Annotated in this window: 33 protein-coding genes; 27 read left to right on the top strand and 6 right to left on the bottom strand. The window is 42.1% G+C overall.

Translation table 11 applies throughout. From position 1 onward, the window contains the following. Positions 1 to 19: 19 nt before the first annotated feature. The 4 genes from VJH67_03120 to pgk all read left to right on the top strand — a co-directional run bounded on the left by VJH67_03120 (position 20) and on the right by pgk (position 4494). Positions 20 to 1024, top strand: coding sequence for a reverse transcriptase/maturase family protein (locus tag VJH67_03120; protein HEY4516153.1), 1005 nt, complete (start codon positions 20 to 22; stop codon positions 1022 to 1024). 111 nt (positions 1025 to 1135) lie between these two features. Next, the gene (locus VJH67_03115; protein HEY4516152.1) at positions 1136 to 2596 is read left to right on the top strand and encodes a hypothetical protein; all 1461 of its coding nucleotides are present in this window, start codon (positions 1136 to 1138) and stop codon (positions 2594 to 2596) included. 71 nt (positions 2597 to 2667) lie between these two features. Next, complete coding sequence (tpiA, locus tag VJH67_03110; protein HEY4516151.1) at positions 2668 to 3474, top strand: triose-phosphate isomerase; 807 nt, start codon at positions 2668 to 2670, stop codon at positions 3472 to 3474. Positions 3475 to 3501: 27 nt separating this feature from the next. Further along, positions 3502 to 4494 carry a phosphoglycerate kinase gene (gene pgk / locus VJH67_03105; protein HEY4516150.1) on the top strand — a complete coding sequence of 331 codons (993 nt, stop codon included), beginning with the start codon at positions 3502 to 3504 and terminating at the stop codon, positions 4492 to 4494. Here the strand turns inward: pgk and VJH67_03100 are convergent. Next, on the bottom strand, positions 4451 to 4816 hold the full coding sequence (locus tag VJH67_03100; protein HEY4516149.1) for an HIT domain-containing protein: 366 nt from the start codon (positions 4814 to 4816) through the stop codon (positions 4451 to 4453). The two genes, pgk and VJH67_03100, sit on opposite strands and share 44 nt — an antisense overlap. Before the next feature lie 78 nt (positions 4817 to 4894). Between VJH67_03100 and recJ the strand changes: the two genes are divergently transcribed. The 3 genes from recJ (at position 4895) to VJH67_03085 (ending at position 8655) form a co-directional block, all read left to right on the top strand. Continuing rightward, on the top strand, positions 4895 to 6613 hold the full coding sequence (gene recJ, locus VJH67_03095) for a single-stranded-DNA-specific exonuclease RecJ (GenBank protein ID HEY4516148.1): 1719 nt from the start codon (positions 4895 to 4897) through the stop codon (positions 6611 to 6613). A 124-nt stretch (positions 6614 to 6737) separates the two neighbouring features. Further along, positions 6738 to 7322 carry a ribonuclease HI gene (rnhA, locus tag VJH67_03090; protein ID HEY4516147.1) on the top strand — a complete coding sequence of 195 codons (585 nt, stop codon included), beginning with the start codon at positions 6738 to 6740 and terminating at the stop codon, positions 7320 to 7322. Continuing rightward, the gene (locus VJH67_03085) at positions 7294 to 8655 is read left to right on the top strand and encodes a ComEC/Rec2 family competence protein (protein ID HEY4516146.1); all 1362 of its coding nucleotides are present in this window, start codon (positions 7294 to 7296) and stop codon (positions 8653 to 8655) included. The genes rnhA and VJH67_03085 overlap by 29 nt, the downstream gene beginning before the upstream one ends. Here the strand turns inward: VJH67_03085 and VJH67_03080 are convergent. After that, positions 8603 to 9199 carry a Fe-Mn family superoxide dismutase gene (locus VJH67_03080; GenBank protein HEY4516145.1) on the bottom strand — a complete coding sequence of 199 codons (597 nt, stop codon included), beginning with the start codon at positions 9197 to 9199 and terminating at the stop codon, positions 8603 to 8605. The genes VJH67_03085 and VJH67_03080 overlap by 53 nt on opposite strands. A gap of 33 nt (positions 9200 to 9232) precedes the next feature. On the opposite strand from VJH67_03080, the gene VJH67_03075 reads away from it, so the two are divergent. After that, a complete protein-coding gene (locus VJH67_03075) occupies positions 9233 to 10102 on the top strand; it encodes a ComEC/Rec2 family competence protein (GenBank protein HEY4516144.1) in 870 nt (289 codons plus the stop codon). Between the two features lie 15 nt (positions 10103 to 10117). Here VJH67_03075 and VJH67_03070 read toward each other — a convergent pair whose 3' ends face one another. Beyond that, positions 10118 to 10360, bottom strand: coding sequence for a bL28 family ribosomal protein (locus VJH67_03070; protein ID HEY4516143.1), 243 nt, complete (start codon positions 10358 to 10360; stop codon positions 10118 to 10120). Positions 10361 to 10399: 39 nt separating this feature from the next. On the opposite strand from VJH67_03070, the gene VJH67_03065 reads away from it, so the two are divergent. The 12 genes from VJH67_03065 to rplB all read left to right on the top strand — a co-directional run bounded on the left by VJH67_03065 (position 10400) and on the right by rplB (position 21621). Further along, positions 10400 to 11014, top strand: a complete 615-nt coding sequence (locus VJH67_03065; protein HEY4516142.1) for a site-2 protease family protein — start codon at positions 10400 to 10402, stop codon at positions 11012 to 11014. 98 nt (positions 11015 to 11112) lie between these two features. Next, a complete protein-coding gene (rpsL, locus tag VJH67_03060; protein HEY4516141.1) occupies positions 11113 to 11523 on the top strand; it encodes a 30S ribosomal protein S12 in 411 nt (136 codons plus the stop codon). 3 nt (positions 11524 to 11526) lie between these two features. Next, complete coding sequence (gene rpsG, locus VJH67_03055; GenBank protein ID HEY4516140.1) at positions 11527 to 11997, top strand: 30S ribosomal protein S7; 471 nt, start codon at positions 11527 to 11529, stop codon at positions 11995 to 11997. A 63-nt stretch (positions 11998 to 12060) separates the two neighbouring features. Then, positions 12061 to 14220 (top strand): elongation factor G, encoded by a 2160-nt coding sequence (gene fusA, locus VJH67_03050; protein HEY4516139.1) that lies wholly within the window; start codon positions 12061 to 12063, stop codon positions 14218 to 14220. A 92-nt stretch (positions 14221 to 14312) separates the two neighbouring features. Further along, on the top strand, positions 14313 to 16958 hold the full coding sequence (locus tag VJH67_03045; GenBank protein HEY4516138.1) for a hypothetical protein: 2646 nt from the start codon (positions 14313 to 14315) through the stop codon (positions 16956 to 16958). A gap of 27 nt (positions 16959 to 16985) precedes the next feature. Beyond that, positions 16986 to 17285 (top strand): DUF5663 domain-containing protein, encoded by a 300-nt coding sequence (locus tag VJH67_03040; protein ID HEY4516137.1) that lies wholly within the window; start codon positions 16986 to 16988, stop codon positions 17283 to 17285. A gap of 163 nt (positions 17286 to 17448) precedes the next feature. Next, entirely contained in the window at positions 17449 to 18651 is a 1203-nt protein-coding gene (gene tuf, locus VJH67_03035) for an elongation factor Tu (protein HEY4516136.1), read from the top strand. 17 nt (positions 18652 to 18668) lie between these two features. After that, positions 18669 to 19055: a 30S ribosomal protein S10 gene (gene rpsJ / locus VJH67_03030; GenBank protein HEY4516135.1), complete on the top strand. Its 387-nt coding sequence runs from the start codon at positions 18669 to 18671 to the stop codon at positions 19053 to 19055. 118 nt (positions 19056 to 19173) lie between these two features. After that, a complete protein-coding gene (gene rplC / locus VJH67_03025; GenBank protein ID HEY4516134.1) occupies positions 19174 to 19809 on the top strand; it encodes a 50S ribosomal protein L3 in 636 nt (211 codons plus the stop codon). Between the two features lie 4 nt (positions 19810 to 19813). Further along, positions 19814 to 20476, top strand: coding sequence for a 50S ribosomal protein L4 (gene rplD, locus VJH67_03020; protein HEY4516133.1), 663 nt, complete (start codon positions 19814 to 19816; stop codon positions 20474 to 20476). A gap of 1 nt (position 20477) precedes the next feature. Beyond that, positions 20478 to 20765: a 50S ribosomal protein L23 gene (locus VJH67_03015; protein HEY4516132.1), complete on the top strand. Its 288-nt coding sequence runs from the start codon at positions 20478 to 20480 to the stop codon at positions 20763 to 20765. A 1-nt stretch (position 20766) separates the two neighbouring features. Beyond that, the gene (rplB, locus tag VJH67_03010) at positions 20767 to 21621 is read left to right on the top strand and encodes a 50S ribosomal protein L2 (GenBank protein ID HEY4516131.1); all 855 of its coding nucleotides are present in this window, start codon (positions 20767 to 20769) and stop codon (positions 21619 to 21621) included. A 76-nt stretch (positions 21622 to 21697) separates the two neighbouring features. Here rplB and VJH67_03005 read toward each other — a convergent pair whose 3' ends face one another. From VJH67_03005 to VJH67_02995, 3 genes are all read right to left on the bottom strand, one after another. Next, positions 21698 to 22279, bottom strand: a complete 582-nt coding sequence (locus VJH67_03005; GenBank protein HEY4516130.1) for a PEP-CTERM sorting domain-containing protein — start codon at positions 22277 to 22279, stop codon at positions 21698 to 21700. A 234-nt stretch (positions 22280 to 22513) separates the two neighbouring features. Next, the gene (locus VJH67_03000; protein HEY4516129.1) at positions 22514 to 23158 is read right to left on the bottom strand and encodes a hypothetical protein; all 645 of its coding nucleotides are present in this window, start codon (positions 23156 to 23158) and stop codon (positions 22514 to 22516) included. Between the two features lie 178 nt (positions 23159 to 23336). Further along, positions 23337 to 23918 carry a PEP-CTERM sorting domain-containing protein gene (locus VJH67_02995; GenBank protein HEY4516128.1) on the bottom strand — a complete coding sequence of 194 codons (582 nt, stop codon included), beginning with the start codon at positions 23916 to 23918 and terminating at the stop codon, positions 23337 to 23339. Between the two features lie 179 nt (positions 23919 to 24097). On the opposite strand from VJH67_02995, the gene rpsS reads away from it, so the two are divergent. The 7 genes from rpsS to rplN are packed head-to-tail and all read left to right on the top strand — an operon-like array spanning position 24098 to position 26805. After that, positions 24098 to 24439 (top strand): 30S ribosomal protein S19, encoded by a 342-nt coding sequence (gene rpsS, locus VJH67_02990; GenBank protein ID HEY4516127.1) that lies wholly within the window; start codon positions 24098 to 24100, stop codon positions 24437 to 24439. A 13-nt stretch (positions 24440 to 24452) separates the two neighbouring features. After that, the gene (rplV, locus tag VJH67_02985) at positions 24453 to 24821 is read left to right on the top strand and encodes a 50S ribosomal protein L22 (protein ID HEY4516126.1); all 369 of its coding nucleotides are present in this window, start codon (positions 24453 to 24455) and stop codon (positions 24819 to 24821) included. Between the two features lies 1 nt (position 24822). Further along, positions 24823 to 25488, top strand: coding sequence for a 30S ribosomal protein S3 (gene rpsC, locus VJH67_02980; GenBank protein HEY4516125.1), 666 nt, complete (start codon positions 24823 to 24825; stop codon positions 25486 to 25488). Positions 25489 to 25493: 5 nt separating this feature from the next. Continuing rightward, entirely contained in the window at positions 25494 to 25913 is a 420-nt protein-coding gene (rplP, locus tag VJH67_02975; GenBank protein ID HEY4516124.1) for a 50S ribosomal protein L16, read from the top strand. A gap of 10 nt (positions 25914 to 25923) precedes the next feature. Continuing rightward, positions 25924 to 26121, top strand: coding sequence for a 50S ribosomal protein L29 (gene rpmC, locus VJH67_02970; protein HEY4516123.1), 198 nt, complete (start codon positions 25924 to 25926; stop codon positions 26119 to 26121). 4 nt (positions 26122 to 26125) lie between these two features. Beyond that, positions 26126 to 26386, top strand: a complete 261-nt coding sequence (gene rpsQ, locus VJH67_02965) for a 30S ribosomal protein S17 (protein HEY4516122.1) — start codon at positions 26126 to 26128, stop codon at positions 26384 to 26386. 41 nt (positions 26387 to 26427) lie between these two features. Further along, positions 26428 to 26805: a 50S ribosomal protein L14 gene (gene rplN / locus VJH67_02960; protein ID HEY4516121.1), complete on the top strand. Its 378-nt coding sequence runs from the start codon at positions 26428 to 26430 to the stop codon at positions 26803 to 26805. The last annotated feature ends 2 nt before the right edge of the window (positions 26806 to 26807 follow it).

Below are 26807 nucleotides of genomic sequence, written 5' to 3'. Positions count from 1 at the left end.
TTATGGTGTAATAATAAACATGAAAAAAGTTTTTGAGGGGAATTACGAGGATATCATTTCTGCTGAGAACTTGCTAGAGGCCTGGAAAGAATTTAGAACTGGCAAAAAGTCCCGCAAAGATGTTGAACTTTTCGAGAGGAATCTTATGGATAATATCTTTACTCTCCATCGAGATTTGGCGGACAAGACCTACAAACATTTAGCCTACGAAGCCTTCAACATCTCCGACCCCAAACCTCGCAGTATCCATAAAGCAAGTGTTCGGGACAGGCTTCTGCATCATGCTCTGTATAGAATTTTGTATTCGTTTTTTGATAAGAAATTCATTTCAGATTCGTACTCTTGTCGTATAGGTAAAGGTACTCACAAAGCCATAGAAAGATTTAAAAAACTTGGAAACCAAGTTTCCAAAAACAATACCAAAACATGCTGGGTCCTCAAATGCGACATCCGCAAGTTTTTTGCTTCTGTCGATCATGATATTTTAATCAAAATATTAAAGAAGCATATTTCTGATCCGGACATAATACTGCTATTAATCGCAGTAGTTGGTAGTTTTTACTCTACTAAACATGGTGTCGGGCTTCCTCTTGGCAATCTCACCTCCCAACTTCTAGTAAACATATACATGAATGAATTTGATCAGTATGTAAAACACAAACTGAAAGAAAAGTATTATATTCGCTATGCTGATGATTTTATCTTTCTTGATACTGATAAAGATAAGCTTTTGGAACTTATTCCTAGAATTGCTGACTTTCTCGACGAAAATCTTAAACTACAAATTCATCCAGACAAACTGTTTATCAAAACTCTTGCTTCTGGCTTGGATTTTCTTGGCTGGGTACATTTTTTCTCTCACCGAGTTCTGCGTACTGCTACCAAAAGAAAGATGTTTAGAAATATTAGAGAAAAGAATGGTAAAAAAGAAACAGTAGAATCTTACATAGGCTTACTTTCTCACGGTAACACTCACAAACTCCAAAAACGCATACATTACGATCTTGCTATCGCTGAAATGTAATGCATTTGGTTTTCCCTCCCCTTGATAAGGCCTGCCCGCGCAATGCCTGCAAGGCAGGCGGGGGAGGGCAGGGTGGGGTATTTATTGTATAATTTATACATTGAAAATTGAATGAAAATTTTAAATTTTAAATTTGTAAATTATCAAAGAGGTCAGCTCTTAATTCAAATACTGATTTTGTCGGCGGTGGCTGTGGTACTTATGACTGGCATTATGAATTGGGCTAAAGTGAATATACAAGCAAGTAGGCAAGCTTCGGAAAGAGAGAGAGCCATACAATTTGCTGAAGCGGGGGTCGAGTATTACAGATGGCATTTAGCCCACAATCAAATTGATTACAAAGATGGCACAGGCGTTGCCGGCCCATATGTGCACACAGTGATTGATAAGGAAGGCGATACTGTAGGCCAGTTCAGTTTACAAATCACTCCTCCGCCTACAGGTTCGACTAAAGTAATCATCGAATCGACTGGTCGCCCAGCCAGTTCTACTGTGGAAAGGATAATACGGGTAGAGATGGCTATTCCATCACTCGCAAAATATGCCACCGTGGCCAATGATTTTATGCGTTTTGGTCAGGGTACGGAAGTTTTTGGGCCAATACATGTAAACCAAGGACTTCGTTTCGATGGTTTGGCTCACAACGCAGTGACTGCAGCAGTGCAAAGCATGGATGATCCTGATCATACGGGTAATAATGAATTTGGTGTCCATACCCATGTGAACGCTCCTCCAGGAAGTGGAGTAAACGACACTTTTCGTTCTAATGAAGCGCCACCGACTACGCCCGTGCCGACTAGGGCTGACATCTTCGAAGCAGGCAGACAGTTTCCGGTACCAGCTGTCGATTTTGTGGGGCTGACGAGTGACCTGTCGACTATAAAAGCAAATGCGCAAGCTAGCGGTCGATATTTTGCCGCATCAGGTAGTCAGGGTTATCAAATTATTTTAAAAACCAATGACACTTTCGATCTTTACACTGTAACTTCGCAAATAAATCCTCAAAGTGGTTGCAGTTCTACTCAAACTGGCTGGGGCACTTGGAGTATCAATAACAAAACACTTGTCGGTAACTATGCAATACCAGCTAACGGACTGATTTTCATAGAAGATAATGTATGGGTTGAAGGGACGATAAATACGGCAAGAGCGACTATCGCAAATGGCAGGTTTCCCGATAACCCTTCAAACAGGCCACAATTTACAGTAAATAATGATTTAAAATATACTAACTATAATGGTAGTGATGTTATCGCTCTTATTGCCCAAGGCAATTTTAATGTGGGGCTAGTTTCGGAAAATGATTTAATAATTGATGCGGCTATAGTGTCGCAGAATGGTCGAGTGGGCAGGTATTACTACAATAGTAGTTGCGGCTCAAATTATGTCAGAAGCACCATTACTCTTTATGGAATGATAGCGACATATCAGCGTTATGGATTTGCTTACACTGATAGTACTGGATATGGAACTAGAAATATCAATTATGATGCCAATCTTCTTTATGGTCCACCACCTTCTTTCCCCCTCACCTCTGATCAGTATGAAATATTGAGTTGGAAAGAAATATGACCAGAATTTTCAATTTTCAATTTATAATTTTCAAAATTGGTAATTGAAAATTATTGCGCTATCATGAGGGTATGATAAAGAAGCGCAATATTATTATCGCTAACTGGAAGATGAACCCTACTAGTTTGGAAGAGGCGAGGGATCTTTTCCAGAAGATAAAAAGGAAAACAAAAAAGTTGAAGCGAACGGAAGTAGTAGTAGCTCCTTCTTTTATACACATTCCCTTCTTATCAAAATTATTACCTTCCAAAAACCTGTTTTTGGGGGCCCAAAATGCGCATGAAAAGGATTCAGGTCCGTTTACTGGAGAAGTTTCAGCTCTTGCTTTGAAACAATATAAAACTAGGTACGTTATTCTCGGTCATTCGGAGAGGCGTGAAATGGGAGAATCGGATGAAATAGTGAAGGAGAAGATCCAAAACTCATTGCGCCATGGCATTACTCCCATTGTTTGCATAGGCGAAGAGGAGAGGGATATCGAAGGAGCTTATTTAAATAAAATAAGAACTCAACTCATAAATACTTTTTCCGGATTGCAAAAGAAATTTATCATGGATTGTATCATTTGTTACGAACCAGTATGGGCTATCGGGCACTCCTATAAGGACTCTCTCTCAGGTACTGATATGCATGAGATGGCTCTTTTTATCAGAAAAACTCTTTCTGAAATTTTCGGTAAAGATTTTGGTTGGGGAGCGCGTATCATTTATGGTGGTTCAGTGGAGGATGAAAATGCCAGGGATATTATAGAAAAGGGGGATGTCGTCGGTTTTCTCGTCGGGCATGCTTCTCTCGAGGTAGAAGAATTTTCCAGAATTTTAAATATTGTTGATGAGGAGAAAAAAGAAAAGAAACTGAAAATAAAGAAAAGAAGGTAAGGTTCTGGGGTGAGGTATTTAAAATCAATGAAATCAATTACCGAAATACAAAATTTTGAAGGGAAAAGAGTACTTTTGAGGGTCGATTGGAATGTGCCAGTCCGAGATGGAGAGGTACTCGATCCAGAGAGGATAGATAATTCGCTTGCGACCATAAATTATATTCTAGATAGAGGAGGCAAAATTTTAATCGTAAGTCATATTACAAAGGAGGGAGAGTCCTTAAAACCGGCTTTCGAATACTTTGGGAGTAAAGTACCAGCAGTTTTTTGTGATGATCTTGAGGCTATTCCAGAGGCAAAACTTGTAGTTTTAGAAAATATAAGAAAATGGGAGGGCGAAAAAAAGAATGAGGAAGATTTTGCTGAAAAATTGGCCAGCAAAGCGGAGTTGTATGTGAATGATGCTTTTTCGGAGTCACACAGAGCCTACGCTTCTATAATAGGTGTCCCTAAATTATTGCCTTCGTATGCTGGTATCTATTTTATGGAGGAGTATCAAAATCTTTCAAAAGCTTTGAGTCCAGCGCATCCGTTCATATTTATATTGGGAGGGGCAAAATTTGAAACCAAAATACCTTTGATTGAAAAATTTTTGAAAGTAGCTGATCAGGTTTTTGTACTTGGGGCTATTGCTAAACCTGCTTCAGAAACTGAGCTCGTAAATAACCCCAAAATTAATTTGCCTGTTGGCGACGTGGCTGCTCTTGATGCCAATCAAGAAACTCTTGAAGTTTTAAACTTAAAAATTACAAATTCAAAATTTATTCTCTGGAACGGGCCACTTGGTAAATATGAGGAAGGGCTTACAGAGGGAACTAAAAAATTAGCACTGATGCTTTCTGAAATTTGTGCTTCGGGTCAAGCCGAAGTAGTAGTGGGGGGAGGCGATACTTTGGCTGTCATAAAAGAGCTGGGTATTAAAGATAAATTTACTTTCGTCTCCTCCTCTGGGGGTGCCATGCTCGACTTTCTAGCTACTGGGACATTGCCTGGGATAGAAGCTCTAAATTCTGTTTAAAATCTTTCGCATCTCCTGGGGTAGATTGGTGGGGGTAGACCCAGATATGAGCGTGGTGAACATCTTGCCCGTCTATTTTTACTAATATTGATTCTGTTTGAAAAGCTTTTTGCTCTGCGAGAGCGATTTTTTTTACAATCTCAAAATATTTTCCTGCTTCAGGATAATCCCAAACCCAGCGGCAATGTTCTTTTGGTATTATTTGACAGTGGCCTGGGGAAAGGGGATTAATATCTAAAAAAGCCAAAAAATCATTATCCTCATATACTTTGTATGAAGGTAATTCACTTTTTACTATCTTGCAGAAAATACAGTCTTGCATGGTCAAATTATAACACCCCCTCCGCCTTCGGCACCTCCCCCTTAGCAGGGGGAGGAAAACAAATGCTATGATACTGAAATGCAGAAAAAGTATACCGTGAAAGAAAAGGTTTCAGATGATTTGGTGGAACAACTTTTACATAATAGGGGCATATTGGACAAAGAAGAAAAGGAGAAATTCCTAAAGCCTGATTTTGAGGCACATATGCACGATCCATTTCTTTTGCCTGATATGGAAAAAGCGGTAGAGAGGATATTGAGAGCGATAAATAAAGGTGAAAAGGTAGCTATATGGAGCGATTATGATGCCGATGGTATACCCGGAGGAGCACTTCTCCACGACTTTTTTAAGTTAATAGGTTTCAGCAATTTTATAAATTATATTCCCGACAGACATGACGAAGGATACGGCTTGAATATAGAAGGTATGGAAAGATTTAAAGAAGAAAGCATTAATTTAATAATTACAGTTGATTGTGGAATTAGGAATTTGAAGGAAGTTGCAATGGCTAAAGAGTTGGGCATGGAGGTGATAATTACAGATCACCATGAGCCCGCCTCCGCTAAAGCTTCGTCGGGCAAGCCAGGTTCAGAATTGCCCGATGCATTCGCGATCATAAACCCAAAATTGAAAGATTCTAAATATCCAGAGCGGGTGCTCTGTGGCTCTGGCGTTATTTGGAAATTGATAGAAGCAATTCTAATTAAGAAAAGGAGTTTACTAAAAGCGGGCCAGGAGAAATGGCTGCTTGATTTGGTAGGCCTAGCTACTCTCTCTGACATGGTGCCTCTTATGGGGGAGAATAGAGTCTTATCGTATTACGGCTTACAAGTCCTTCGTAAGACTCGTCGCCCAGGCTTGCAAAAACTGTATTCTATTTTGAGGATGAACGGAGCTACCCTTTCTGAAGATGATATTTCTTTTATGATAACCCCTCGTATCAATGCCGCTTCGAGGATGGGTAAACCTCGTGATGCCTTCGAACTTTTAGTAGAGAGCGATGAAGGTAGAGCTGAAGCGATAGCAAAACATCTCGATTCAATAAATAATGAACGTAAAGGTGTCGTAGCCGGCATTGTAAAAGAAGCCAAAAAACATATTGCCCATAGATTTGAGAGTTATGGAGAGAAGCCGGTGATTGTGCTTGGTAACCCCGAGTGGCGGCCTTCCCTCCTTGGTCTAGCGGCTAATTCCATAGTCGAAGAATACAATAGGCCAGTTTTCCTTTGGGGACGAGGGGGAAGCGATGAAATAAAAGGGTCATGTCGTTCCGAAGGAGTGACCGATCTTGTCGCTTTGATGGAACGGGTCGGCAGCCATTTTCTCGAGTTTGGCGGCCATAAAATGTCGGGAGGCTTTTCGGTCAGTAATGAAATGATCCACACTCTTGAAGAAGCGATTATAAACGCTAGTTTGAATACTGCGATCAATCGCAGTATTTCAGGCGCAGAAGTTTTTGTTGACATGGAATTGAAAATAAAAGACGTGAATAGCGGAGTAGCGGATAAAATAAATAAGCTTGCTCCTTTTGGAATAGGCAACGAAAAACCAGTTTTCATTTTTAATAATGTTGTCGCTGAAAAAGTCTCTAGTTTTGGTAAAGCTAAAGAACATACCGAGGTTTTATTGCGTGATAGATCTTACACCGCGCGGGCCATAAGCTTCTTCTCTACTCCCGATTCATATGGCGGCAGTCTTCAAGAGGGCCGAGCTACAAATTTGGTTGCCAACCTCGAAAAATCCTTCTTCGGCGGCCGCACTGAAACCCGCCTACGTATTGTCGATTTTTTTCAATAATAAATAACTCACCCAACCCCTCTCTTACTCTAAGAGAGGGGCGCGATACTCTAGAGCTCGGTTACCCCCTCTTATATTAAGAGGGGGCTAGGGGGTGTTATTTTACATGTGATAAAATTATTTTATGAATGACGAGGAAAGACAAAAAAGACTTAATGGACAGCTCACTGGTTCTAGAGGAACTGGATACGCTGAAATTTTTCCTAATAAAAAAATAAAAATAGAAAAAATCACTATTTATACTGACGGGTCGTCGAAGGGAAACCCTGGGCCGGGGGGATATGCGGCAATTATTTTTGAAGCTGGAAAAGTGAAAGAAATAGGAGGAAGGGATCTCCATACAACGAATAACAGGATGGAACTCCGGGCGGCGATCGAGGCTCTTCGAGCACTTTCTGGATCAGAAAATGTCGAGCGAGGTGAGATAGAAATCCACTCTGATTCAGAGTATTTAATCAAAGGTATTACCTTGTGGATCTCAGGTTGGCTAAAGAATAGTTGGAGAACTAAAGCTAAGAAAGATGTTTTGAATAAAGATTTATGGCAGGAACTTCTAGAACAAACGGAAAAAAGAAAAGTAGAATGGCATCATGTCAGGGGCCATGCTGATAATGAGTTAAATAATAGATGCGACAAAATCGCTACCGATTTTGCGGATGGAATAAATGTACAACTTTACGATGGCTCAAAGGAAAAATATTTTATTTAGCTTACTTCTCCTCACTGCTTTTATCGTTCGCTATTATTTTTCCTTGCCTCCACTGTATTTGGAAAGCGATCAGTACGTAGCGAGTGAGGTTGAACTCAGGGGGAAAATAGTTTCAGAACCAGATGTACGGGACACCACTACTCGTTATATATTTCAGCCCGAAGAAGGATTCGGCGAGTATAAAATTTTGATCACGGCAGAAAGATTTCCTGAGTTTAATTATGGCGATGCAATTGAATTTAAAGGCAAAATAGAATTTCCAAAAAATTTTGAAAGTGATTTAGGAAGAGAGTTCGATTATGAAAATTATCTAGCCAAAGATGATATTCGTTATGTTTCTTTCCGACCACTGATCGAAGTGTTGGCGAGAGGGGAGGGGAATATATTTTTGTCTTTTTTGTATAAAATAAAAAACAGTTTTATAAAAAACATTCAAAATGCTTTACCCGAACCTTCCGCCTCTTTGGCTCTCGGTATCACCATAGGTGTGAAGCAGTCGCTTGGCGATGAGCTACTCGATATCTTTAGAAGAGTGGGCATTATTCACATCGTAGTTCTTTCTGGATATAACATGACTATTATCTTGGTCGGTGTTTTATATTCGCTTGGCAAATTTCCTAATCTCAAGAGAGGAATTTCTCTTTTGATTGCAGTCATACTTATGCTTTCTTTTGCGCTGATCGTGGGTTTCTCGGCTACTGTTTTGAGGGCTACCATAATGGCTCTCCTTGCCATACTTGCTCGATTCCTGGGTCGGCCAGTTCTCGCTCTGCGTACTCTGTTTGTGGCTGGTATCGCCATGGTTTTTTGGAACCCGATGATTCTTTTTTATGACCCCTCGTTCCAACTTTCTTTCTTGGCCACATTCGGACTTATTGTCGTTTCACCCATAATCGAACGTAAATTTAGCTTCCTTTCACACATACAGGTAACTAGTCTTAAGTGGAAGCAAGTTTTTAAGGAAATATTTTTAGCTACCGTTTCTACCCAGATTTTTGTCTTGCCGGCTCTCATTTACATGACTGGTCAATTTTCCATTATTTCTTTGCCGGTCAACCTTTTAGTGCTCCCTCTTGTGCCTCTTGCTATGTTGTTTACCGGGGTTTCAGGGATCTTTGGATTTATTCCCTTTATTTCAAAAATCTTAGCTTTTCCGGCCTACTTTATTCTTGAATTTATAATCAAAATTTCGGAACTTGCTTCTGCTGTTCCTTTGGCCGCAGTTTCTGTATCCACAGTTTCTTTGTGGGTAGTGTTTCTAGTTTATATAATCTACCTCACTATTCTATGGCGAGAGCGAAATTATTTTCAATCACACCCCAATTTAAATTAGCAAAAAAATCTTCTATATAATTTTTCTTTCCTGAAGGTTGGTAATCGAATACGAATGAGTGTTCCCACATATCTAGAGCAAGGATAGCCGAGCAGCCAGAGAGTTGGCCTAGATGTTGCTCGTCAATCCAAGCTGTCAGTAATTGTTTTGTTTGTGGATCATAATATAATATCGCCCAACCGACTCCACGAGTTAGAGCTATAGCTTTAAATCTATTTAAAAACAGATCGAACGACCCCCAAGTTTTCTCAATCTCTTTGTGTAGAAGATGACCATCTACACAAGACGAACCGCCGCCTTCCAGAGATGCAAAATATATTTCATGATTGCGCATGCCGTTGAATTCGAATGAAAACCGCCTATTTATTTCTCCGAGCTCGTAGGCATATTTCTCGCTGTCTTTTCCTAATTCGTCTATATGCTCCAAAATTAAGTTAGCGTTCTTCACATAGCCCTCATAAAGTTTGATATGTTCCTCTATGCTTTTAGCTGAAATACCTTTCAATTCTGGAATATTAAACTTTTTTGCTTCGAACTTTGTCATGGTATAGAAAATAACGAATAAATTAAGGAATAGATGATGATATTGTATCATAACGACATGAACCGCAGATTAAAAATTCGTTTAGCTCTATTTACCCTTCTACTCTTTGTTTGTGTTATTTCTGTTTATATATATGTGACAGAAATAAGAAGCAAGATTTTGACCGTAGCTTTTCTGAATATAGGCCAAGGAGACGCTATTTTTATCGAGGCACCTAACGGTAATCAGGTGCTTATTGATGGTGGGCCGGGGCGATCTATTCTGCGGGAAATTGGCGCAATGATGCCTTTTTACGATCGTTCTATCGATGTTGTCATCGCCACTCATCCCGATGCTGATCACGTGGGAGGACTTAATGATGTTTTTGATAGATATAAAATTAGTTTATTTATGGAGCCGGGAGTCGATACTGACACCAATGTCTATTTAGAACTAAAAAGAAAAATTGCTTCGACTACACTTATAGAAGCTAGGAGGGGAATGGTAGTGGAACTTGGTGCTGGAGTAAATTTAGAAATTATTTTTCCAGTGGGTGATGTTACAAATTGGGAAACCAACGACGCTTCTATTGTAGCTCGGCTAGTATATGGTGAGACAGAATTTTTACTCACTGGGGATGCTCCTATAAAAACCGAAAACGCACTTATATATTTAGGGAGTAACTTGAATGCTGATATTTTAAAAGTAGGGCATCATGGTTCAAAAACTTCTACATCTGACTTGTTTGTAAAAGCCGTAGCTCCAGAGTACGCAGTTATTTCATCTGGGAAAGAAAATAGATATGGTCACCCTACTCTTGAAGTTTTGAAAATTTTAGAAAACAATAATGTCAAAATCCTGCGTACTGATACAGAAGGAAGAATTGTCTTTGGGAGTGATGGCGCGAACTTGAAATTGAAATAACACCTGAGGGTGGGGTTAAATTATCCCGGCTTCTTTTAGAGTAGCAAAAGCGCCTTTCTTTTGAATAGTTTTGATACCCCGAGCGGAAAGGGTGAGAGTGATGGTTTTATTGAGCTCAGGTACGAAGATGCGTTTTTTTTGCATGTTGGCATAGCGCCTTACATCACCGCAAGGGTTGAATTGGAGAGCACGAGTCCTGTTGGAGTAGCGTCCTCCAACTTGTGAGCTCTTATTTGTAATCGCGCATACTTTAGCCATAGTGCTGACTATGTTAGCATAAAGTCTAATATAAGCAAAATGGAATTTATTTTTATTATCCTAATACTTCTTTTTTCGGTCGTGATTCACGAAGTATCCCACGGCTATGCTGCTTTGTGGCTTGGCGACCCGACCGCTAAGTATGAAGGTAGGCTCACTTTAAATCCTATTTCACACATTGATCCTGTTGGCTCTATATTAGTACCTTTAATAGGTTTTTTTGTCGGGGGCGTGATTATCGGTTGGGCCAAGCCTGTTCCTTTCAATCCATATAACCTAAGTAATAAAAAGTGGGGCGAAGCCATAGTGGCTTTAGCTGGGCCGCTTTCAAATATAATCATGGCTATAGTCTTCGCTCTTATTATAAGAGGAGCGGCGGCGTATGGGGTAACGTCAGAAGGATTCTTTTTCTTATCGGGCTACTTGGTTTTTATAAATATAGTATTGGCTCTTTTCAACCTCATTCCTATTCCTCCTCTCGATGGCTCAAAAATACTTTTTGCTATTTTGCCTTACCACCTGCAGCATCTTCGGACTAGTGTCGAACGCTGGGGTCTTCCACTAGTTTTCCTCTTTGTTTTTGTCCTCTGGCCCTTTCTTTCTCCAGCCGCTTCCGTCCTCTTTAAACTCCTTGTCGGTTCTTCATTTTTCTAAATTTGCTTTTTAGGAGGGTTTGTATTAAATTATGTCAGTTGTCCCGGAAGGCCCGCCCGCTTCGAACTAGCGAAGCTTGGTCGGTCGGGGATTTTTATATGTCGACCATCAATCAGTTAGTAAAAAAGAAGAGGAAAAAAATGCATGCTAAGTCAAAAGCGGTAGCTTTAGCTCGCGGTTTCAATACTTTGAAAAATAGGCCGGTATACTATGCTTCACCTTTTAAAAGAGGCGTATGTACAAAGGTTACTACTAAAACTCCTCGCAAACCTAACTCTGCTATCCGTAAAATAGCCAGGGTCCGTCTTACTAATGGTATGGAAGTCACCGCTTATATCCCTGGTATTGGCCACAACTTACAGGAGCACTCGATGGTAGTGCTTCGAGGAGGCCGAGTGAAGGATATCGGTGTCCGTTATACCATCGTACGTGGCAAGCTCGATGCTGGAGGTGTGGAAAAACGCATGACTTCACGTTCTACTTATGGAGCTAAGAGGCCGAAAAAATAAAAGATGAGAAGAAAAGTTAAAAATAGAAATATAGTAAAGCCTGATATTCAATTTAATTCGACCAAAATCGAGAAGTTTATCAATTATGTTATGCAGGAGGGGAAAAAAAATACTGCTCGTAAAATAGTGTATACATCTTTTGATTTGATAAAAGAGAAGGAGAAGGTGGAAGATCCGATAGTTATATTTGAAACAGCTTTGAATAACACTGGCCCAACAATGGAGGTACGTTCTCGCCGAGTGGGAGGTGCTAATTATCAAGTTCCGAGAGAAGTAAGGCCTGAGCGTCGCCTATACCTCGGTATGAAGTGGGTTATAGAGGCCGCTAAAGCCAAGAAGGGTAAGCCAATGGCAGAAAAGTTGGCTGAAGAGATAATCTTGGCTTCTAAAAATGAGGGTGAAGCTATCAGAAAACGTGAGAACACTCATAAAATGGCTGAAGCAAACAAAGCTTTTGCTCATTTTGCCTGGTAATTTTTGCTTCGCAAAAATTACTCCGAGTAAGTCGAGAAGTTAAATAAATTTTAAATTTAAAAAATGAACAGAGATTATCCTTTAGAAAGAGTTAGGAATTTCGGAATCATCGCTCATATTGATGCAGGGAAGACGACGGTGTCGGAACGCATTTTGTTTTATACTGGAGCGCAACATAAAATCGGCGAAGTGCATGAGGGAGAAACTACTACCGATTGGATGGAGCAGGAAAGAGAGAGGGGCATCACTATTACTGCCGCTGCTATTACTTGCTTCTGGGGCCCTACCCATCTTTCAGTAGAAGACCGTACCAATTCTGCCAACAAATATAGGTTTAACATCATTGATACTCCTGGCCACATCGATTTCACCGTAGAAGTAAAAAGATCTCTAAGAGTACTCGACGGAGCCGTAGTAGTATTCGACGGTGTGGCTGGTGTAGAGCCTCAGTCTGAAACTAATTGGCGTTATGCTGAGGAGGCAAACGTACCTCGCATCTGTTTTATCAACAAACTCGATAGAACAGGGGCTTCCTTTGAACGATCATACAAATCGATTCTCGATAGACTTTCGAAAAAAGCCGTGCGTATGCAAATACCGATTGGAGAAGAGGACAAACATGAGGGAGTGATCGACCTTCTTACTATGAAGGCCTATGGATTTATAGGTCAGCTTGGAAACGAAGTAGTAGAAGTGACTTTTCCAGAAAGCTTAAGAGCTGAGGCTGAAAAATATCGTGGCGAACTAGTTGAAAGAATAGTAGAGAACGATGAAGCTTTGATGACTAAGTATCTAGAGGGGGTTGAAGTCTCCCTGCCGCTTCTCAAAGAAACTCTTCGTAAGGCTGTTATCGAGAACAAAATTTTCCCAGTCCTTACTGGTTCTGCTCTTAAAAATAAAGGAGTTCAGTTAGTGCTTGACGCTGTGGTAGATTATCTTCCTAGTCCTCTCGACATTCCTCCTGTGAAAGGACTCAATCCTTTAACTGGCGAGGAGGTCACTAGGCATGCTTCTGATACTGAACCTTTCTCTGCTCTAGCTTTCAAATTACAGGCTGATCCTTTTGTGGGTCAACTGACATTCTTCCGTGTTTACTCAGGTACTATCGAGGCTGGAAGTTATATCTATAATGTGACTACTGGTGATAAGGAGCGCCTTGGTCGTATCGTTCGTTTGCAAGCCAATCAAAGGGAAGAGGTAAAAAAAGTTTTTGCTGGAGAAATTGCTGCCGCCGTAGGCTTGAAAACAGCTAAAACTTCACACACTTTCTGTGACGAGAGTAACCCTATTATGCTTGATCAGATAGTATTTCCAGAGCCTGTTATTTCACTCCGTATTGAACCAAAAACCAAAGCCGATCAAGAAAAAATGGGTATGGCTTTGCACCGTCTTGCCGATGAAGATCCGACATTTAGAATAAAGAGCGATACCGATACCGGAGAAACAGTTATCATGGGTATGGGTGAGTTGCATCTTGAAATTATTGTCGATCGTATGAAGAGGGAGTTTAGCGTGGAAGCCAATGTCGGCGCCCCTCAGGTAGCCTACAAGGAAACTATTACTGGAGAAGCGGAAGTGGAAAATAAATATATCAAACAAACTGGTGGTAAGGGTCAATACGGTCACGTTAAAATTAAAATTAAACCTCTCCAGCCTTTAGCCGATCCAGAGAAAAAATTACCTAAAAATGTTCATCGTGATGAAGGTTTTGAGTTTATCGATTCCATTAAGGGAGGAGTTATTCCACAAGAATTTATTCCTGCCGTTGAAAAAGGAGTGAAAGAATCGATGGAGCGCGGAGTGGTAGCTGGTTATAAGATGACCGATATTTCTTGCGAACTGACATTTGGTTCCTACCACGATGTTGACTCTTCTGAAATTGCCTACAAAATAGCCGCTTCGCAAGCCTTCCAGGAAGCCGCGAAGAAAGCAAAACCAGTCATTCTCGAACCTATTATGAAAATCGAGGTGGTAGTGCCTGAAAAGTTTATGGGCGATATCACCGGTTACCTTTCTTCCAAACGAGGTGCTGTGGAGGCGATGGAGGATCGTTTTGGTTTGAAATTAGTAAGAGCTAAAGTGCCTCTAGCTGAGCTTTTCGGCTTCGTTACTACTTTGCGTTCTATGACAGAAGGCCGAGGCAGTGCCAACATGGAATTTGATCATTATGCTATTGTCCCGCCGAACGTAGCGAATGCTATTGCTGAGTCTAGGAATAAGTAGTTTAGTCAAAAAGTTCATAAGTTTATAAAGTTGAAAGTCAAGAATCGTCAGAAGAGACTGGTGATTTTTGTTTACGGTGTTATTATTATTTTATGGCTACAGCTTCCAATTTTGAACCAGGAGAGAGAATGGGAGAGAAAAAAGGTCTTTCAAGAGAGCAGGTGAAAGATTTTATGAGTCAATTTGATCGTAGTACTGCCAATAAGTACCGAGATGCAAATATAAAAAAATCTTTAGCTCCACAGGCTCTAGAGAAATTGCCAGACAATACAGAAGATTTGGCTAGTCTTGTCGAAAAGCTTGATGAAACTAATAAGCTTGTAAACGAAAGTGGTCTAGGTATCGAAATAAAATTATCGCCCGCTCTTAAGCCAGAAAATCTTAAAGCGGAACAACTTCAAGGGATAGAAGGCACTTTGTATTCTTTGTGTGAAGTTATAGAAAAAGTAAAGTCTGGAGAGGTTTTAATCTCTCTTCCAAAAATAATTATTTTAGATAATCAAAGAGGAGTGTTTCCTCATGGAGATCAGATAGTTATAGGTATAGGAGTAACAGCTAATGAGGTTATCGATGTTTTGCCGAAAGTAGAGGTAGTTCCAGGACAGAATGTTGAGCCTAAAACTGAACCTGTAGTCGAAGCCGCACCTAAAGTGGATGATATTGAAGAGCAAGAAAAACAAAAATTAGCAAATGAAATAGCTTCTGCATTAAGTGATAATGAACAAATTACACACCCAGAATCTGGGGCCCTTCAAGAAATACCAGTGGCACCTGCTGGTGGAATACAAATGGCCGAGCCTGTTTTAGAGGCTGGGGTTTCTTTAGATATTTTGCGTACTAATTATGCAAGGCTGCTTGAGCAGGAGAGGATAAATAAAAAAAGCGGCATAGAAAACGCAGGAGCTCTTGAACTCCAAGAGGCTGAAGGTGCTTACTACGCAGCTCTGGATCAAGAGTCACTCAAAATAAGAGACGAAGTTTATTTGAAACATGAAATCGAAGGTCATGGAGAAGTACACTCAATACAACTTGAGAGAGCTCATCACGAGATGAAAAGAAGGGTGATGGATGAGGTTGTGGTAGTCGAACATAAGAATATGATGGTCGAGAGAGCAAGGCTTAGAGAAGGGGAAAAATCAGTATTAGCAGAAAGAGTTAAGGAAGCAATGTTTAAGAGCTTACAGTGGTATGCAAGTCAAAATAAATATAAACGATTAGCCATAAGCACACTTCTCTTTGGGGTTGCTGGATATACCACTGGTTTCTTGGGTGCCACCGCAGCTGTTGGGTATGTGGGGGCTAGAGGCTTAAGAGGACTTGCGGCGATGCCTGTGATGGCCGCAGTTAATGCTGGAGCTCAAAGGATTTTCTCTACGGAGAAAGCTGAAGCTAAAGGTGAAGATAAAAAAGAAAAGCTAAAATATTCTTATAATGAAACCGATCTGAAATCAGCTATGGGTAGTTATGAAAAAATAGAAAAAGAAACGGCGGCCGATAAAAAGAGAAGAATATTGGCCAAGTCAGCTGTCGCTTTTGGTGCTGGGGCAGGGTTAGGCTTTCTCTCTGGTGCCATGGATCTCAATAGTCATTTTGGTTTAGGAGGAAGTAAAACAGAAATAACTCCAGAAAGTCAGAGTACTCCAGAACCTCCAGTCGTCGTTCCTCCTAGGCCTGATGCCCCTATATTCAATGCTCCTGAGGAAACTTCTGTTATTTCTGAGCTTAAACCAGAACCAGAGATAGAACCTTCTCTTGTGCAACCTACAACTTCAGAGACCTCATCTCTTTTGCCGGAGCGGATAGTGGAGCTTACTCCGAAAAAAGTTAATTCTATTTGGAAAATAGCGGAAGAAGGGTTGAAGGATCACCCTAAGTTCAGTTCTCTCGATCAAGCTCAAAAAACTTATGTTATTAGTGCCATTACCAATCGTGATTTGAAAGATCCGACAAGTTATGGATTGCCAGAAGCTAAAACTCCAGGTGCCGGGCCGATGCTTTTTGCCGGACAAAAAATTAATGCAAGTGAAGTTATAGGTAGCAAACAAGAGCTCGATCAATTTATCGAAAAAGCCATAAAGCTTTCTGATTCTCAAAAGAACTCTATATTAGGAAGCACTAATTCTGTGAAAGCTTTTGTAGAAGCTCATCCTGATGCAGAAATAAATCATGAATCTGTCGCCGAAATTTTAAATAATAAAGATAAAATTAGTATTTCAGAAGAAGTGGCAGAAGTGGCAGAAATTGAACTTCCAAAACCTAAACTGGACAGGAATGTTTATGCCGATACCGACCACTTATCAAAGCCGGAAATTGGAGTTACTAGGCCAAGCAATATAAGTTTGGATCCGGCTTTTGCACAACAAATAGAAGTCGCCTTTAGGGATGATATTAACTCTGTATACACAGAAAAGGCCATGTTTGGCCTTAGTAAGGTGCCTGGCATTAGGACTGAAAATTGGAAGTTTATGAGCACTCTGTCAGCTAAAAAAGTTCTCGAATTTTATACTGAGGATTCAAATGAAAGTGATTTATCTTCTGATATACAACAGGAATTGAAAGAGGTGCCAGCACATCAGAAAATGCTTCACCACATGACAGAACTTGTAAAAATGGCGGAGGGTAAAGTAGTTCCTTCTGACAGGGAAAATGTGGCTACTTACGTTAAAAGGTTGGGAGGGTTTATCTTGTCAAACCATCGAAACAATTTTAATTCTGCACAACTTCAACAAGTGGCCTAACACAGATGCTATAATTAACATGAATAAATGAATCCAGATATTAAATCAAAAATAGCTCACGATTTCGGTTTTGCTGGCCTGTCGCCGCTTGAACAGGAGCGAATGATAGAGAAAGTGGGTAATATGCTTTTTGAGTCGGTACTTGAGCGCTCCTTTGATTCTCTTGTTGAGAAAGACCTTGATGAATATGAGAAGATGCTTGGTGCTGCTGGAGCTGACTATCAAAAAATAATGGGCTTTTTCCAGGAACGAGTGCCTCAATTCCCGACCATAGTTTCTGAAGAACTTGGTCGCTTGAAGAAAATGACTAGCCTCCTTATGACTTAGTAGAATTGCCGTCTATACTAATTCTTGCCAGCTCTTGCATCATTTTATTTCTTTTGTTAGAATTGTAACTACTCTAAAAATAGTGCGGCCTTGTGCGTGTTAGTTTAGGTCGCCAGTTTAAGGTTTAGTCAAATTTATAATTAATTAGTTAATATTTAAAAACATGGCAGATACTTTTGATCGAAGCAAGCCGCACATCAACGTAGGTACAATTGGCCACGTCGACCACGGCAAAACGACTCTTACAGCGTCTATATTGAAGGTGCTTGATATGAATAAAGATAAGGGTTACGGTGCTAGGGTAGAAGATGTAAATGGCATTGACAATGCTCCTGAAGAAAAGGCTAGAGGCATCACCATCGCCCTTCACCACTCTGAATATTGGACAGCGGCTCGTCACTACGCTCACATTGATGCCCCAGGTCACGCTGACTACATTAAAAACATGATTACTGGTGCCGCTCAAATGGATGGCGCGGTGCTTGTAGTCGCTGCTACTGATGGTGTGATGCCTCAAACCCGTGAGCACATTTTGCTCGCAAAACAAGTTGGTGTACCTAAAATTGTAGTGTTCTTGAACAAATGCGATATGGTGCCTGATAAGGACCTTATTGATCTTGTGGAGGAAGAGGTGCGCGAACTTCTTACCAAGAACGGCTATGATGGCGCCGCTACTCCTATCATCCGTGGTTCTGGCCTTAAGGCTCTTGATGCTAAGGACGCTTCCGATGAATGGGCTATGAAAGTATTGGAACTCATAAACACTCTTGATACTTTCATCCCAATGCCAGTAAGGGAAACCGATAAGCCATTCCTAATGCCGATCGAAGATATATTCTCAATCGAAGGCCGTGGTACAGTGGTTACTGGAAAAGTAGAAAGAGGTATGGCTAAGGTGGGTGAAGAAGTAGAAGTTATAGGTCTCAAAGATGCTCAAAAAACTACTATTACTGGAGTTGAAATGTTTAACAAGCAATTACAAGAAGCTCAAGCGGGGGACAACGCCGGAATCTTGCTCCGAGGCTTGAAGAAGGAAGATGTACATCGAGGTCAGGTTTTGGCAAAGCCAGGATCGGTCAATCCTCATACTGAATTTGAAGCTGAAGTGTATATCTTGAAGAAAGAAGAAGGTGGTCGCCATACTCCATTCTTTACTGGCTATAAGCCGCAGTTCTATATCAGAACGACAGATGTGACTGGAGAAGTTACTTTGAAAGAAGGTGTAGAAATGGTAATGCCGGGAGACACAGCCACATTCAAAGTAAAGTTGGTTGCTCCTATTGCTCTCGAGGATAAACAGAGGTTTGCTATTCGCGAAGGAGGTAAAACTGTAGGAGCCGGTGCCGTAACAAAGATTGTTGCATAATTTCTTCTTTCAAGAAAATGGTAGAAGCAACTTCAAAAAAGAAAACAACAGTAAAGAAGAAAACCCCTGTTCTGAAGAGAGTGAAAAAAGAGGAAGCTATTTCGAAGTTGCGCATACGGGTGAGAGCTTATGAGTATAAAATTCTCGATATTTCGGTAAAGCAAATCATCGACACTGCTTTGCGCTATGATGCCAAAGTAGTCGGTCCGATGCCTATGCCGACTGAAATTAAGAAATATACTGTCAATCGTTCTCCCTTCGTCTACAAAAATGCTCGTGAGCAGTTTGAGATGAGGGTGCATAAGAGAGTGATCGACGTCATCAACCCATCACCCAAAGTAATGGAAGCCCTGACTAACCTCTCCTTGCCTTCCGGTGTTAATATAGACGTGAAGATAATGTAATTTTGTTTCAAAAGATTACCAAAAATCAAAAAGCGCTCCATGGAGCGCTTTTTGATTTGGGCTTGAATTAAAATTGTTAATCTGTTAATCTGTTTGTCACGCCCGAGGGCATTTTTTTATGAAATTTCTATTGGCCAAAAAGGTGAATATGACCCAAGTGTTTGACGAAAACGGTCGTGTTTCGGCTGTCACTATGCTTAGTGCTACCCCGGCTACTGTCACTCAAGTAAAATCAGTCGATAAGGATGGATATACTGCTATTCAGGTAGGCACAGGTAGCCGTCGTGCTAAAAATATATCAAAGTCAGTTTTGGGTCAGTTAAAAGATTTGGGGTTACCAGAGAAAACAGGTTTTGAATATTTGAGGGAGTATCGAGGAGAGATCCCGGGCGAGATTAAGAGGGGCGATAAAGTAAGTTTGGAAATTTTTTCTGTTGGGGATAAGGTGCAGGTCAGCTCTATTTCTAAGGGAAAAGGTTTTCAAGGGGTGGTGAAAAGGCACGGCTTCCATGGAGGCCCGAGGAGTCATGGCCAGAAGCATTCTGAAAGAGAACCAGGCTCTATTGGTGGTGGTGGCAGAGATGGAGGTCGTGTGGCTAAGGGTATGAGAATGGCCGGCAGAATGGGTGGCGACAGGATAACTATAAAAGGGTTGAAAATTGTAGCTGTCGATCCTGGAAATAATACTATTTTAGTTTCTGGTGCAGTCCCAGGCAGGAAGGGAACTTTAGTAGAATTAAGGAGTATGAATTAAGAATATGGATTCAAAAATTTACAATCAAACAGGAAAAGAAGTGGGAACAATCAAACTTCCTGGGGACGTTTTTGGTTTGAAGTGGAATGAAACTCTTGTGCATCAGGTTGCTGTTTCCATGATGGGTAACCTCCGTACTCCTGTAGCTCATACTAAAAATCGTGGCGAAGTGGCTGGTACTGGCAAGAAGCCTTGGAAACAAAAAGGTACTGGTAGAGCCAGGCATGGTTCGCGCCGTTCTCCTTTATGGGTAGGAGGAGGAGTCACTCACGGCCCAAGGAATGAGAAGGATTACTCCAGAAAGGTAAACAAAAAGATGAAGGTCAAAGCCCTGTTCACTATTCTTTCGAGAAAAAATAAAGAAGGGGAAATACTTTTTGTCGACTCTCTTATCGTGCCAGGGCCAAAAACTAGAGAAGCAAAAACAATAATATCTTCTCTTTCAAAAATAAAAGGTTTTGGCGGGCTTACTCGCAATAGGAACGCCGCCTATCTCGCCCTCGAAAATAAGAAAATTCCTACACTGAAGAGTTTTCAAAATTTTGGTAATTTGGAAGTAGGGGAAGTGAGGAATCTTAACCCTCTCGATATTTTGAAATATAAGTATTTAATAGTAGAAAATCCTGAGAAATCATTAGGTCTTCTTTCCGCTAAACTTTCCAAATAACATGGCAACCGATCTTAAAACAAAATACTCGAATGTCATTTTGCGCCCTAGGATTACAGAGAAGGCGACTGCTCTTTCGGAAAAAGGAGTTTATGTTTTTGAAATAGCTCCTGAGGCTAACAAAATATCTGTAGCCAAAGCGATCAAAGCATATTTTGATGTTACTCCGATCAAAGTAAGAATAGTATTAAACCCATCTAAAAATGTGGTGGTGAGAGGAAAGCGAGGAGTAAAATCTGGAGTAAAAAAAGCTTACGTCTATCTTAAAAAGGGCGATAAAATAGAATAAAATGGCAATAAAAACTTACAAACCAACATCGAAATCACGCAGGCACATGAGCGTTGTCGCCTATAAGGGTGTTACCACTACAAGCAATCCAGAAAAATCGCTTACTTCTGGTCATCACAGAAAGGTTGGTCGCAATGCTTTTGGTCGAGTCACGACTAGACATAAAGGAGCAGGAGTAAAAAGGCTTTGGCGAGAGATTGATTTTAAGTATGACAAAATCGGAGTGCCTTATAAGATAGCTTCTGTCGAATACGATCCAAATCGCACCGGTCTTATCGGCCTCGCCGTGTATAAAGATGGTGAAAAGCGATATGTATTATTGCCTCGAGGAGTGAAGGTGGGGGAAGAGCTTGTAACTGCAGAAGGCGCTCCACTGAAACAAGGAAATCGTTTACAACTCAAGAATATCCCTATTGGTACTTTTGTTTACAATGCAGAAATTAAACCGAAGAGTGGAGCGAAGCTGGGTCGTTCTGCTGGAGTGTTTATACAAGTTTTAGCTAAGGATGCGGGGATGGTGGATTTGAAAATGCCTTCGACTGAAGTGCGAAAAGTAAGTGAAAATGCTTGGGCGTCAGTCGGTGAAGTTTCTAATGAAGAAAAAAGGTTGGAAAATTATGGTAAAGCAGGTAGGAGTAGGTGGAAGGGCATTAGACCTACTGTTCGTGGTACCGCTATGAACCCTGTGGATCACCCACACGGAGGAGGTGAAGGCCGTCAAGGTAGGGGCCGCAGGCGAGCTGTTTCTATGTGGGGCAAACCGACTGGCAAAGGCCAAAAATCACGCCGAGTCAAAAAATATTCAAATAAATTTATTGTGTCTCGTAGGAAAGTAGGTAAGCAGAGGAAAGGCTAAATAATAAAATCATAATATATAACGGCCCCCTACCAAACTGGTGGGGGGCCGTCGCGGCGTTGCCGCAAGGTACTCGTTATTCCTGTCTCCGACGGGTCATGATTCCGAAATAAACCAGTCCCAGGCCGATTAGGCCGAGACTTCCTGGTTCCGGTACCTCGCTTGGAGATGGTGGGCCGGGGCCTCCTCCTCCACCTCCCATGCTCGTCACTGCGATCATATCCCATACCAGGTACGTTTCCTGGAGCGGGGAGTGAGGTCCAGTACTAGTCTGGAGCACGATGCTCTCGACTCCGGTACTGAACACGAATCCGACGAACCCTTGGATAAAGGGATCGCGGTTGAAGCATTCGGCCGAATCACTGCTTCCTCCGACGTACTGGAAGGAAAAGCAGAAGCCGTTGCCCTGATCCATGGGCGCCGTGTCGAAATTCGCTCCCCAGGCGTACATAGGAGCTCCGGAGAGCAACGAGTAGCTACTCTCGTTGTCTTTCTTGATCGACACCTGGTCGTAAAAACCGTTCTCCTTATAGCCGGAGAGCTCCCAGCCGCTCTCGAGATCGAAGATCTCGCTTGGGCCGCCCTTGAGGCTATCGCTCACATAGGAGGCGTTGTTCCCTAGCGCTTCCTTCCACTCTTCCTTTTCGAAATAGACCATTGGTCCTGCAGTCGCCGCTGCAGCCAGTAAAGTGAAAATCAAAACAACTAGGCACAGCCTCCGATGTAGCATTTCTTTACCTCATTCTCAAAGTACCACAAACTTCATGGCCGAGGTGACCCTAGCATAAACTTTTTAAAATGTAAAGGGGTTCCGCCAGCTGGCGGATTAAAAATAAATCAGCCCCGATTTCTCGGGGCTGATGGTTGTGCGGCATTTGCAAGCCGCAAAGGTTCAGGTTTTCTGCTGTTCCCGTTGCCGCCTGCGCCGGATGTTGATCTGAGCCCACAATCCCAGGCCGAGTAGACCAGTTCCCGAAAGGAAGATGGTACTCATCTCGGGCACGACTTCGGCGCTGTAGCCGCGGACGCTGAAGTCGGAACCCAACTTCGTCGCCCGGAAGTCGATCTGGGAGACGTTGTCCAAGTTCACTGAAATCGTGAGCAGGCCCGACCCGGAAGTGGGAGTGACTGCGCTCACGGTAATCCACGCCCCACCGTTGATGCGATACTGCGCCTGCTCGGTGCCGGTCAGAAATTCGCTGGTGTAGATGTCCCCTAGGTAGATGTCATAAAGGGTCATGAGCGGTGGAACCAATCCATCTCCCAGCACTTCCAGGAGTCCGATTTCGCTCGGATCGTCGAGCGAAGTTGGCCCGTTGATTCCGAGTCCGCCCCCGGGTGTCCAGTTCAGGACCCCGCCGCTTGCCGTCAGGTTGTTGAAAATCCCCTGATCGACGACGGCGAAGGTCGTGTTTCCGGTGGCTCCGGAGTAAATTGGGCTGGTGAAATCGATCACCGTTGTTGCGCTCACGGGCGAAACCGTGAGCGTGATCAGCGCAATCAGGGCCAGAATGGCCCAACAAACATTTTTCTTCATCGTTAACTCTCTCCTTGCTTGGTTCTTGGTCGGATCCTATAAATTGGCCCGACTCTGAAACTTACCCTACTCACATTTGCTTCAATGTCAAACGTTATAAACAGTTTTATTTTTATAAAAGAAATCAGCCCCGATTGCTCGGGGCCGATGGTTGTGCGACCGGCGTTGCCGCAAGTCGCTAGGTTTTCCGCTGGTGTTGCCGGAACTGGTGACGCCGGTTGATGAAGTAGAAGCCGATGAGGCCGCCGCTCATCAAGATGATTGAACTCGGTTCGGGCACCGGCGATGTGGCGCCGCTTGCCGAAAACGAATAGTTGCCTGCTACTGGCGGGGGTTGAAACGTCAGGTTCATGCTTCCGGCCGTGGGGTCATACCCTGCAGCGGTGTATGTCCCGAGCGTGCTAATGCTGAAGCTTCCTCCCGGTCCGCCGGCCGCGCTCCACGGTCCGCTTGTGGTATACGTGAGGCTTGGCCCCAGAATCATGCTGAACGCGACGCCACTGTCGAAGTCGGTGCTTGAGAAAACGACCGATCCCATGCCGCATAGGGCCATGTTGGCCCCGGCGCATCCCGGCGCCGACTGCATCAGGCTCGAAAAATCGATGCCCGTTGCTCCCGGTGACACCGGCGCCACAACTCCTTCGAGCGGCAGGTTGCTGAAGCCGACCTCCACACTAAGTACCGGCAGGGCGCTCACGGGCGAAACCGTGAGCGAAATCAGCGCAATCAGGGCCAGAATGGCCCAGCGCGTATTTTTCATTTTCTTTCTCTCCTTCGATCGTCCCGCCTCTTCTATTGAGACGGGCTCTGGTGCTCACCCTACTCATATTTAACTAAATGTCAAGCCCTAATCTAAAAAGAGTCATCTTGCCCTATTTAAGGTTTGCGTGTGTCAAAACCTTATGTTAATATCCCAAACAACGCTCACGCGTTTTTTGTATGTCGCGATCACTGAAAAAAGGCCCATATGTTGATCCTCGAGTCTTGAAAAAGATCGAGGGCAAGAAACCTGTAGAAACTGGGGTTATTAAAACATGGTCGCGAGCCTGCGTCATCGCTCCTGAAATGGTAGGTTTCATTTTCGGTGTTCACAATGGCAAGGTTCACGTAGAAGTTTTGATTTCTGAAGATATGGTAGGTCATCGTTTGGGTGAATTTTCTCCTACTCGCAAATTCGTAAGGCATGGAGGTAAAATGCAGAAAGAACTCGAAGCTAAAAAGAAGGAAGCTGAAATTTCCGCCGCTCAAGCCGCTAAATCAACCACTGAAACTAAAAAATAGTTCGAGTAATTAAATGGAAACAGCAACAGCACAACTTAATAGTTACAGACAATCTCCAAGGAAGGTGCGTGTGGTTGCCGATTCTGTCAGGGGTAAGAAAATAGTAGAAGCAAAACAAGTCCTTACTTTTCTTACCAAGAAAGCAACTGGCCCTTTGCACAAACTTCTTGATTCAGCTATAGCCAATGCGAAAAACAAAGGTTTGAATGAAAGTAATTTAGTTGTGAAAGCAATCAGCGTCGATGTCGGGGCCATTTTGTATCGTCGCCGACCCGTTTCTCATGGTGCGGCGCACCCTGTCCGCAAGCGTACTTCCCATATCGAAATTATTCTTGGAGAAAGTATAAAAAGTAAAGATGGAAAGAAGGAAAAATTAAATTAATATGTCCCACACTGTACACCCATATTCACATAGGCTAGGCATCACCAGAGACTGGAAAAGTCGCTGGTTTGGAGCGAAAGATAAATTTAAGGAAAATCTTCGGGCCGATGTTTTGATAGTGGAATTTTTGAAAAAGCGTATGAGAGGCTTTTTTGTAAGCTCAATTGAAATCGAGAGAAGTGAAAAAATATTTCGCCTTATCATCGAAACAAGTCGGCCGGGCATGATCATCGGTAGGCAAGGTGAAGGTATGGAAAAACTTCGGGCCGAAGTAGTGAAGTTTATGACTAGGAGAAAAATTTCTTCTAAGCAAGAAATGAAGATAGATATAAAAGAAGTGAAGTCCCCTGAGTCGAATGCCATGATCGTGGCGCAGATGATAACTGAAAGCTTGGAAAAGAGAATGCCTTTCCGTAGAGTAATGAAGCAGATGGCTGAAAAAGCTTTTGCCAACCGTGATGTTCAAGGAATAAAAATAACTCTTTCCGGTATCATGGGTGGCTCAAATATGGCTAGAGTTGAATCAAAAAAACTTGGGCGCATTCCTCTACAAACTTTTAGAGCTGATATCGACTACGCATTTTATGAAGCTCTTTTGCCCCTCGGAAAAATAGGTATAAAAGTATGGATATATAAGGGGGAGATTTTTAATAAGGATAAAAAATAATTATCATGCTTTTTCCAAAGAAAGTTAAATATAGGAAGTGGCATACTTTCAGGGAACATCCGGATAAAATCGGAGTGGCTAGTCGCAACTTAAATGTCTCTTTCGGGTCGCATGGTTTCAAATCTATAGCGGCGGGTCGTGTTACTTCGAATCAAATCGAATCAGCTAGAAAAGTAATTTCAAGAACTCTAGGTAAAACTGGTCGAATGTGGGTCAGGCTTTTTCCTGATATGCCTTTTACTAAAAAGCCGGCGGAAGTAAAAATGGGTAAGGGCAAGGGAGAGATAGAGGGCTATCACACCAGAGTAAAGCCCGGCCAAGTTCTTTTTGAAGTCGACGGCGTCACTCCCGCTGTGGCTCGAGAGGCTTTGCGTAAGGCGGGCACTAAATTACCAGTGAAAGGGAAGATAGTAGAACGAGTGTAACTTTACTTTAATGAAGACTAAGGATATAAAGAAGAATATCAAAGGAAAAAGCGCGACGGAGCTTAATGACCTGCTTGCTCAAAAAAAGGTGGCTCTACGTGATTTTAGGTTTGGTTTGGCTGGTAGTAAGTCGAGGAATATCAAAGAGGGCAGAGGTTTAAAAAGAGATATCGCTCGAGTAAAAACAGAGTTAAGAAGCAAGAAATAAAGATATGAATAGTACAGAAACAAAACAGAATATCATAAAAAAAGGAGGCAGAATTTTCTCTGGTGTTGTCGTTTCCGACAAAATGAAGGATACTATCGTCGTCGAAGTTACTCGTTTTGTGAAGCATGAAAAATATAAGAAATATCACAAGGTAGCTAAAAAATTTAAGGCTCACGATGCAGGCAATACAAAAAAAATAGGTGATAAAGTCGATATAAAAGAAACCAAACCTATTTCTAAAGACAAGCATTTCACCGTAATTTAATCTTTCCATTTTTCCTTCTTTTCATCTTTAAATTAACTACCATGATTCAACCACGATCAATAGTAAAAATAGCTGACAACTCTGGAGCTAAAATCGGGCGCATATTCAAAGTGCTTGGTAGCGCCAAGAAAAGATACGCTGGTATTGGTGAACTAGTTATTCTCTCGGTGCAGAAAGCTGAACCAAGAAAAGAAATAAAGAAGAAGGCGGTGCTCACCGCTCTAGTAGTGCGTCAAAAAGCTCCGCTTCGTCGTAAGGATGGTTCGTATATTCGCTTTGACGAGAACGCTGTTATCATCGTCGATAAAAAGAAGGGTGAGCTTGTTCCTAGAGCCAACCGTATTTTTGGTCCTATCCCTCGTGAAATAGCCGAAGCCGGCCACCAGGCTATTGTTTCCATGGCTCCGGAGGTGATATAAAT

This window comes from Candidatus Paceibacterota bacterium (assembly GCA_036517255.1).
In the GTDB taxonomy this organism is placed as follows: domain Bacteria; phylum Patescibacteriota; class Minisyncoccia; order Phycocordibacterales; family WO2-35-19; genus DATDXE01.
Note: the sequence above shows the minus strand (reverse complement) of the source record. Positions and strands in the feature narration are given on the sequence as shown.

Coding starts and splice junctions, on each gene's coding strand:
- rplD (HEY4516133.1), top strand. CDS start 19,814: ATGGATTCAAAAATTTACAATCAAACAGGAAAAGAAGTGGGAACAATC.
- rplP (HEY4516124.1), top strand. CDS start 25,494: ATGCTTTTTCCAAAGAAAGTTAAATATAGGAAGTGGCATACTTTCAGG.
- rpsL (HEY4516141.1), top strand. CDS start 11,113: ATGTCGACCATCAATCAGTTAGTAAAAAAGAAGAGGAAAAAAATGCAT.
- VJH67_03015 (HEY4516132.1), top strand. CDS start 20,478: ATGGCAACCGATCTTAAAACAAAATACTCGAATGTCATTTTGCGCCCT.
- rplN (HEY4516121.1), top strand. CDS start 26,428: ATGATTCAACCACGATCAATAGTAAAAATAGCTGACAACTCTGGAGCT.
- rpsQ (HEY4516122.1), top strand. CDS start 26,126: ATGAATAGTACAGAAACAAAACAGAATATCATAAAAAAAGGAGGCAGA.
- VJH67_03065 (HEY4516142.1), top strand. CDS start 10,400: ATGGAATTTATTTTTATTATCCTAATACTTCTTTTTTCGGTCGTGATT.
- VJH67_03120 (HEY4516153.1), top strand. CDS start 20: ATGAAAAAAGTTTTTGAGGGGAATTACGAGGATATCATTTCTGCTGAG.
- fusA (HEY4516139.1), top strand. CDS start 12,061: ATGAACAGAGATTATCCTTTAGAAAGAGTTAGGAATTTCGGAATCATC.
- rpmC (HEY4516123.1), top strand. CDS start 25,924: ATGAAGACTAAGGATATAAAGAAGAATATCAAAGGAAAAAGCGCGACG.
- recJ (HEY4516148.1), top strand. CDS start 4,895: ATGCAGAAAAAGTATACCGTGAAAGAAAAGGTTTCAGATGATTTGGTG.
- rpsJ (HEY4516135.1), top strand. CDS start 18,669: ATGGTAGAAGCAACTTCAAAAAAGAAAACAACAGTAAAGAAGAAAACC.
- VJH67_03045 (HEY4516138.1), top strand. CDS start 14,313: ATGGCTACAGCTTCCAATTTTGAACCAGGAGAGAGAATGGGAGAGAAA.
- VJH67_03085 (HEY4516146.1), top strand. CDS start 7,294: ATGGCTCAAAGGAAAAATATTTTATTTAGCTTACTTCTCCTCACTGCT.
- VJH67_03080 (HEY4516145.1), bottom strand. CDS start 9,199: ATGACAAAGTTCGAAGCAAAAAAGTTTAATATTCCAGAATTGAAAGGT.
- rplB (HEY4516131.1), top strand. CDS start 20,767: ATGGCAATAAAAACTTACAAACCAACATCGAAATCACGCAGGCACATG.
- VJH67_02995 (HEY4516128.1), bottom strand. CDS start 23,918: ATGAAAAATACGCGCTGGGCCATTCTGGCCCTGATTGCGCTGATTTCG.
- VJH67_03075 (HEY4516144.1), top strand. CDS start 9,233: ATGATGATATTGTATCATAACGACATGAACCGCAGATTAAAAATTCGT.
- tpiA (HEY4516151.1), top strand. CDS start 2,668: ATGATAAAGAAGCGCAATATTATTATCGCTAACTGGAAGATGAACCCT.
- rpsS (HEY4516127.1), top strand. CDS start 24,098: ATGTCGCGATCACTGAAAAAAGGCCCATATGTTGATCCTCGAGTCTTG.
- VJH67_03005 (HEY4516130.1), bottom strand. CDS start 22,279: ATGGTCTATTTCGAAAAGGAAGAGTGGAAGGAAGCGCTAGGGAACAAC.
- tuf (HEY4516136.1), top strand. CDS start 17,449: ATGGCAGATACTTTTGATCGAAGCAAGCCGCACATCAACGTAGGTACA.
- VJH67_03070 (HEY4516143.1), bottom strand. CDS start 10,360: ATGGCTAAAGTATGCGCGATTACAAATAAGAGCTCACAAGTTGGAGGA.
- pgk (HEY4516150.1), top strand. CDS start 3,502: ATGAAATCAATTACCGAAATACAAAATTTTGAAGGGAAAAGAGTACTT.
- VJH67_03000 (HEY4516129.1), bottom strand. CDS start 23,158: ATGAAGAAAAATGTTTGTTGGGCCATTCTGGCCCTGATTGCGCTGATC.
- rpsG (HEY4516140.1), top strand. CDS start 11,527: ATGAGAAGAAAAGTTAAAAATAGAAATATAGTAAAGCCTGATATTCAA.
- rnhA (HEY4516147.1), top strand. CDS start 6,738: ATGAATGACGAGGAAAGACAAAAAAGACTTAATGGACAGCTCACTGGT.
- rplC (HEY4516134.1), top strand. CDS start 19,174: ATGAAATTTCTATTGGCCAAAAAGGTGAATATGACCCAAGTGTTTGAC.
- VJH67_03115 (HEY4516152.1), top strand. CDS start 1,136: ATGAAAATTTTAAATTTTAAATTTGTAAATTATCAAAGAGGTCAGCTC.
- rplV (HEY4516126.1), top strand. CDS start 24,453: ATGGAAACAGCAACAGCACAACTTAATAGTTACAGACAATCTCCAAGG.
- VJH67_03100 (HEY4516149.1), bottom strand. CDS start 4,816: ATGCAAGACTGTATTTTCTGCAAGATAGTAAAAAGTGAATTACCTTCA.
- VJH67_03040 (HEY4516137.1), top strand. CDS start 16,986: ATGAATCCAGATATTAAATCAAAAATAGCTCACGATTTCGGTTTTGCT.
- rpsC (HEY4516125.1), top strand. CDS start 24,823: ATGTCCCACACTGTACACCCATATTCACATAGGCTAGGCATCACCAGA.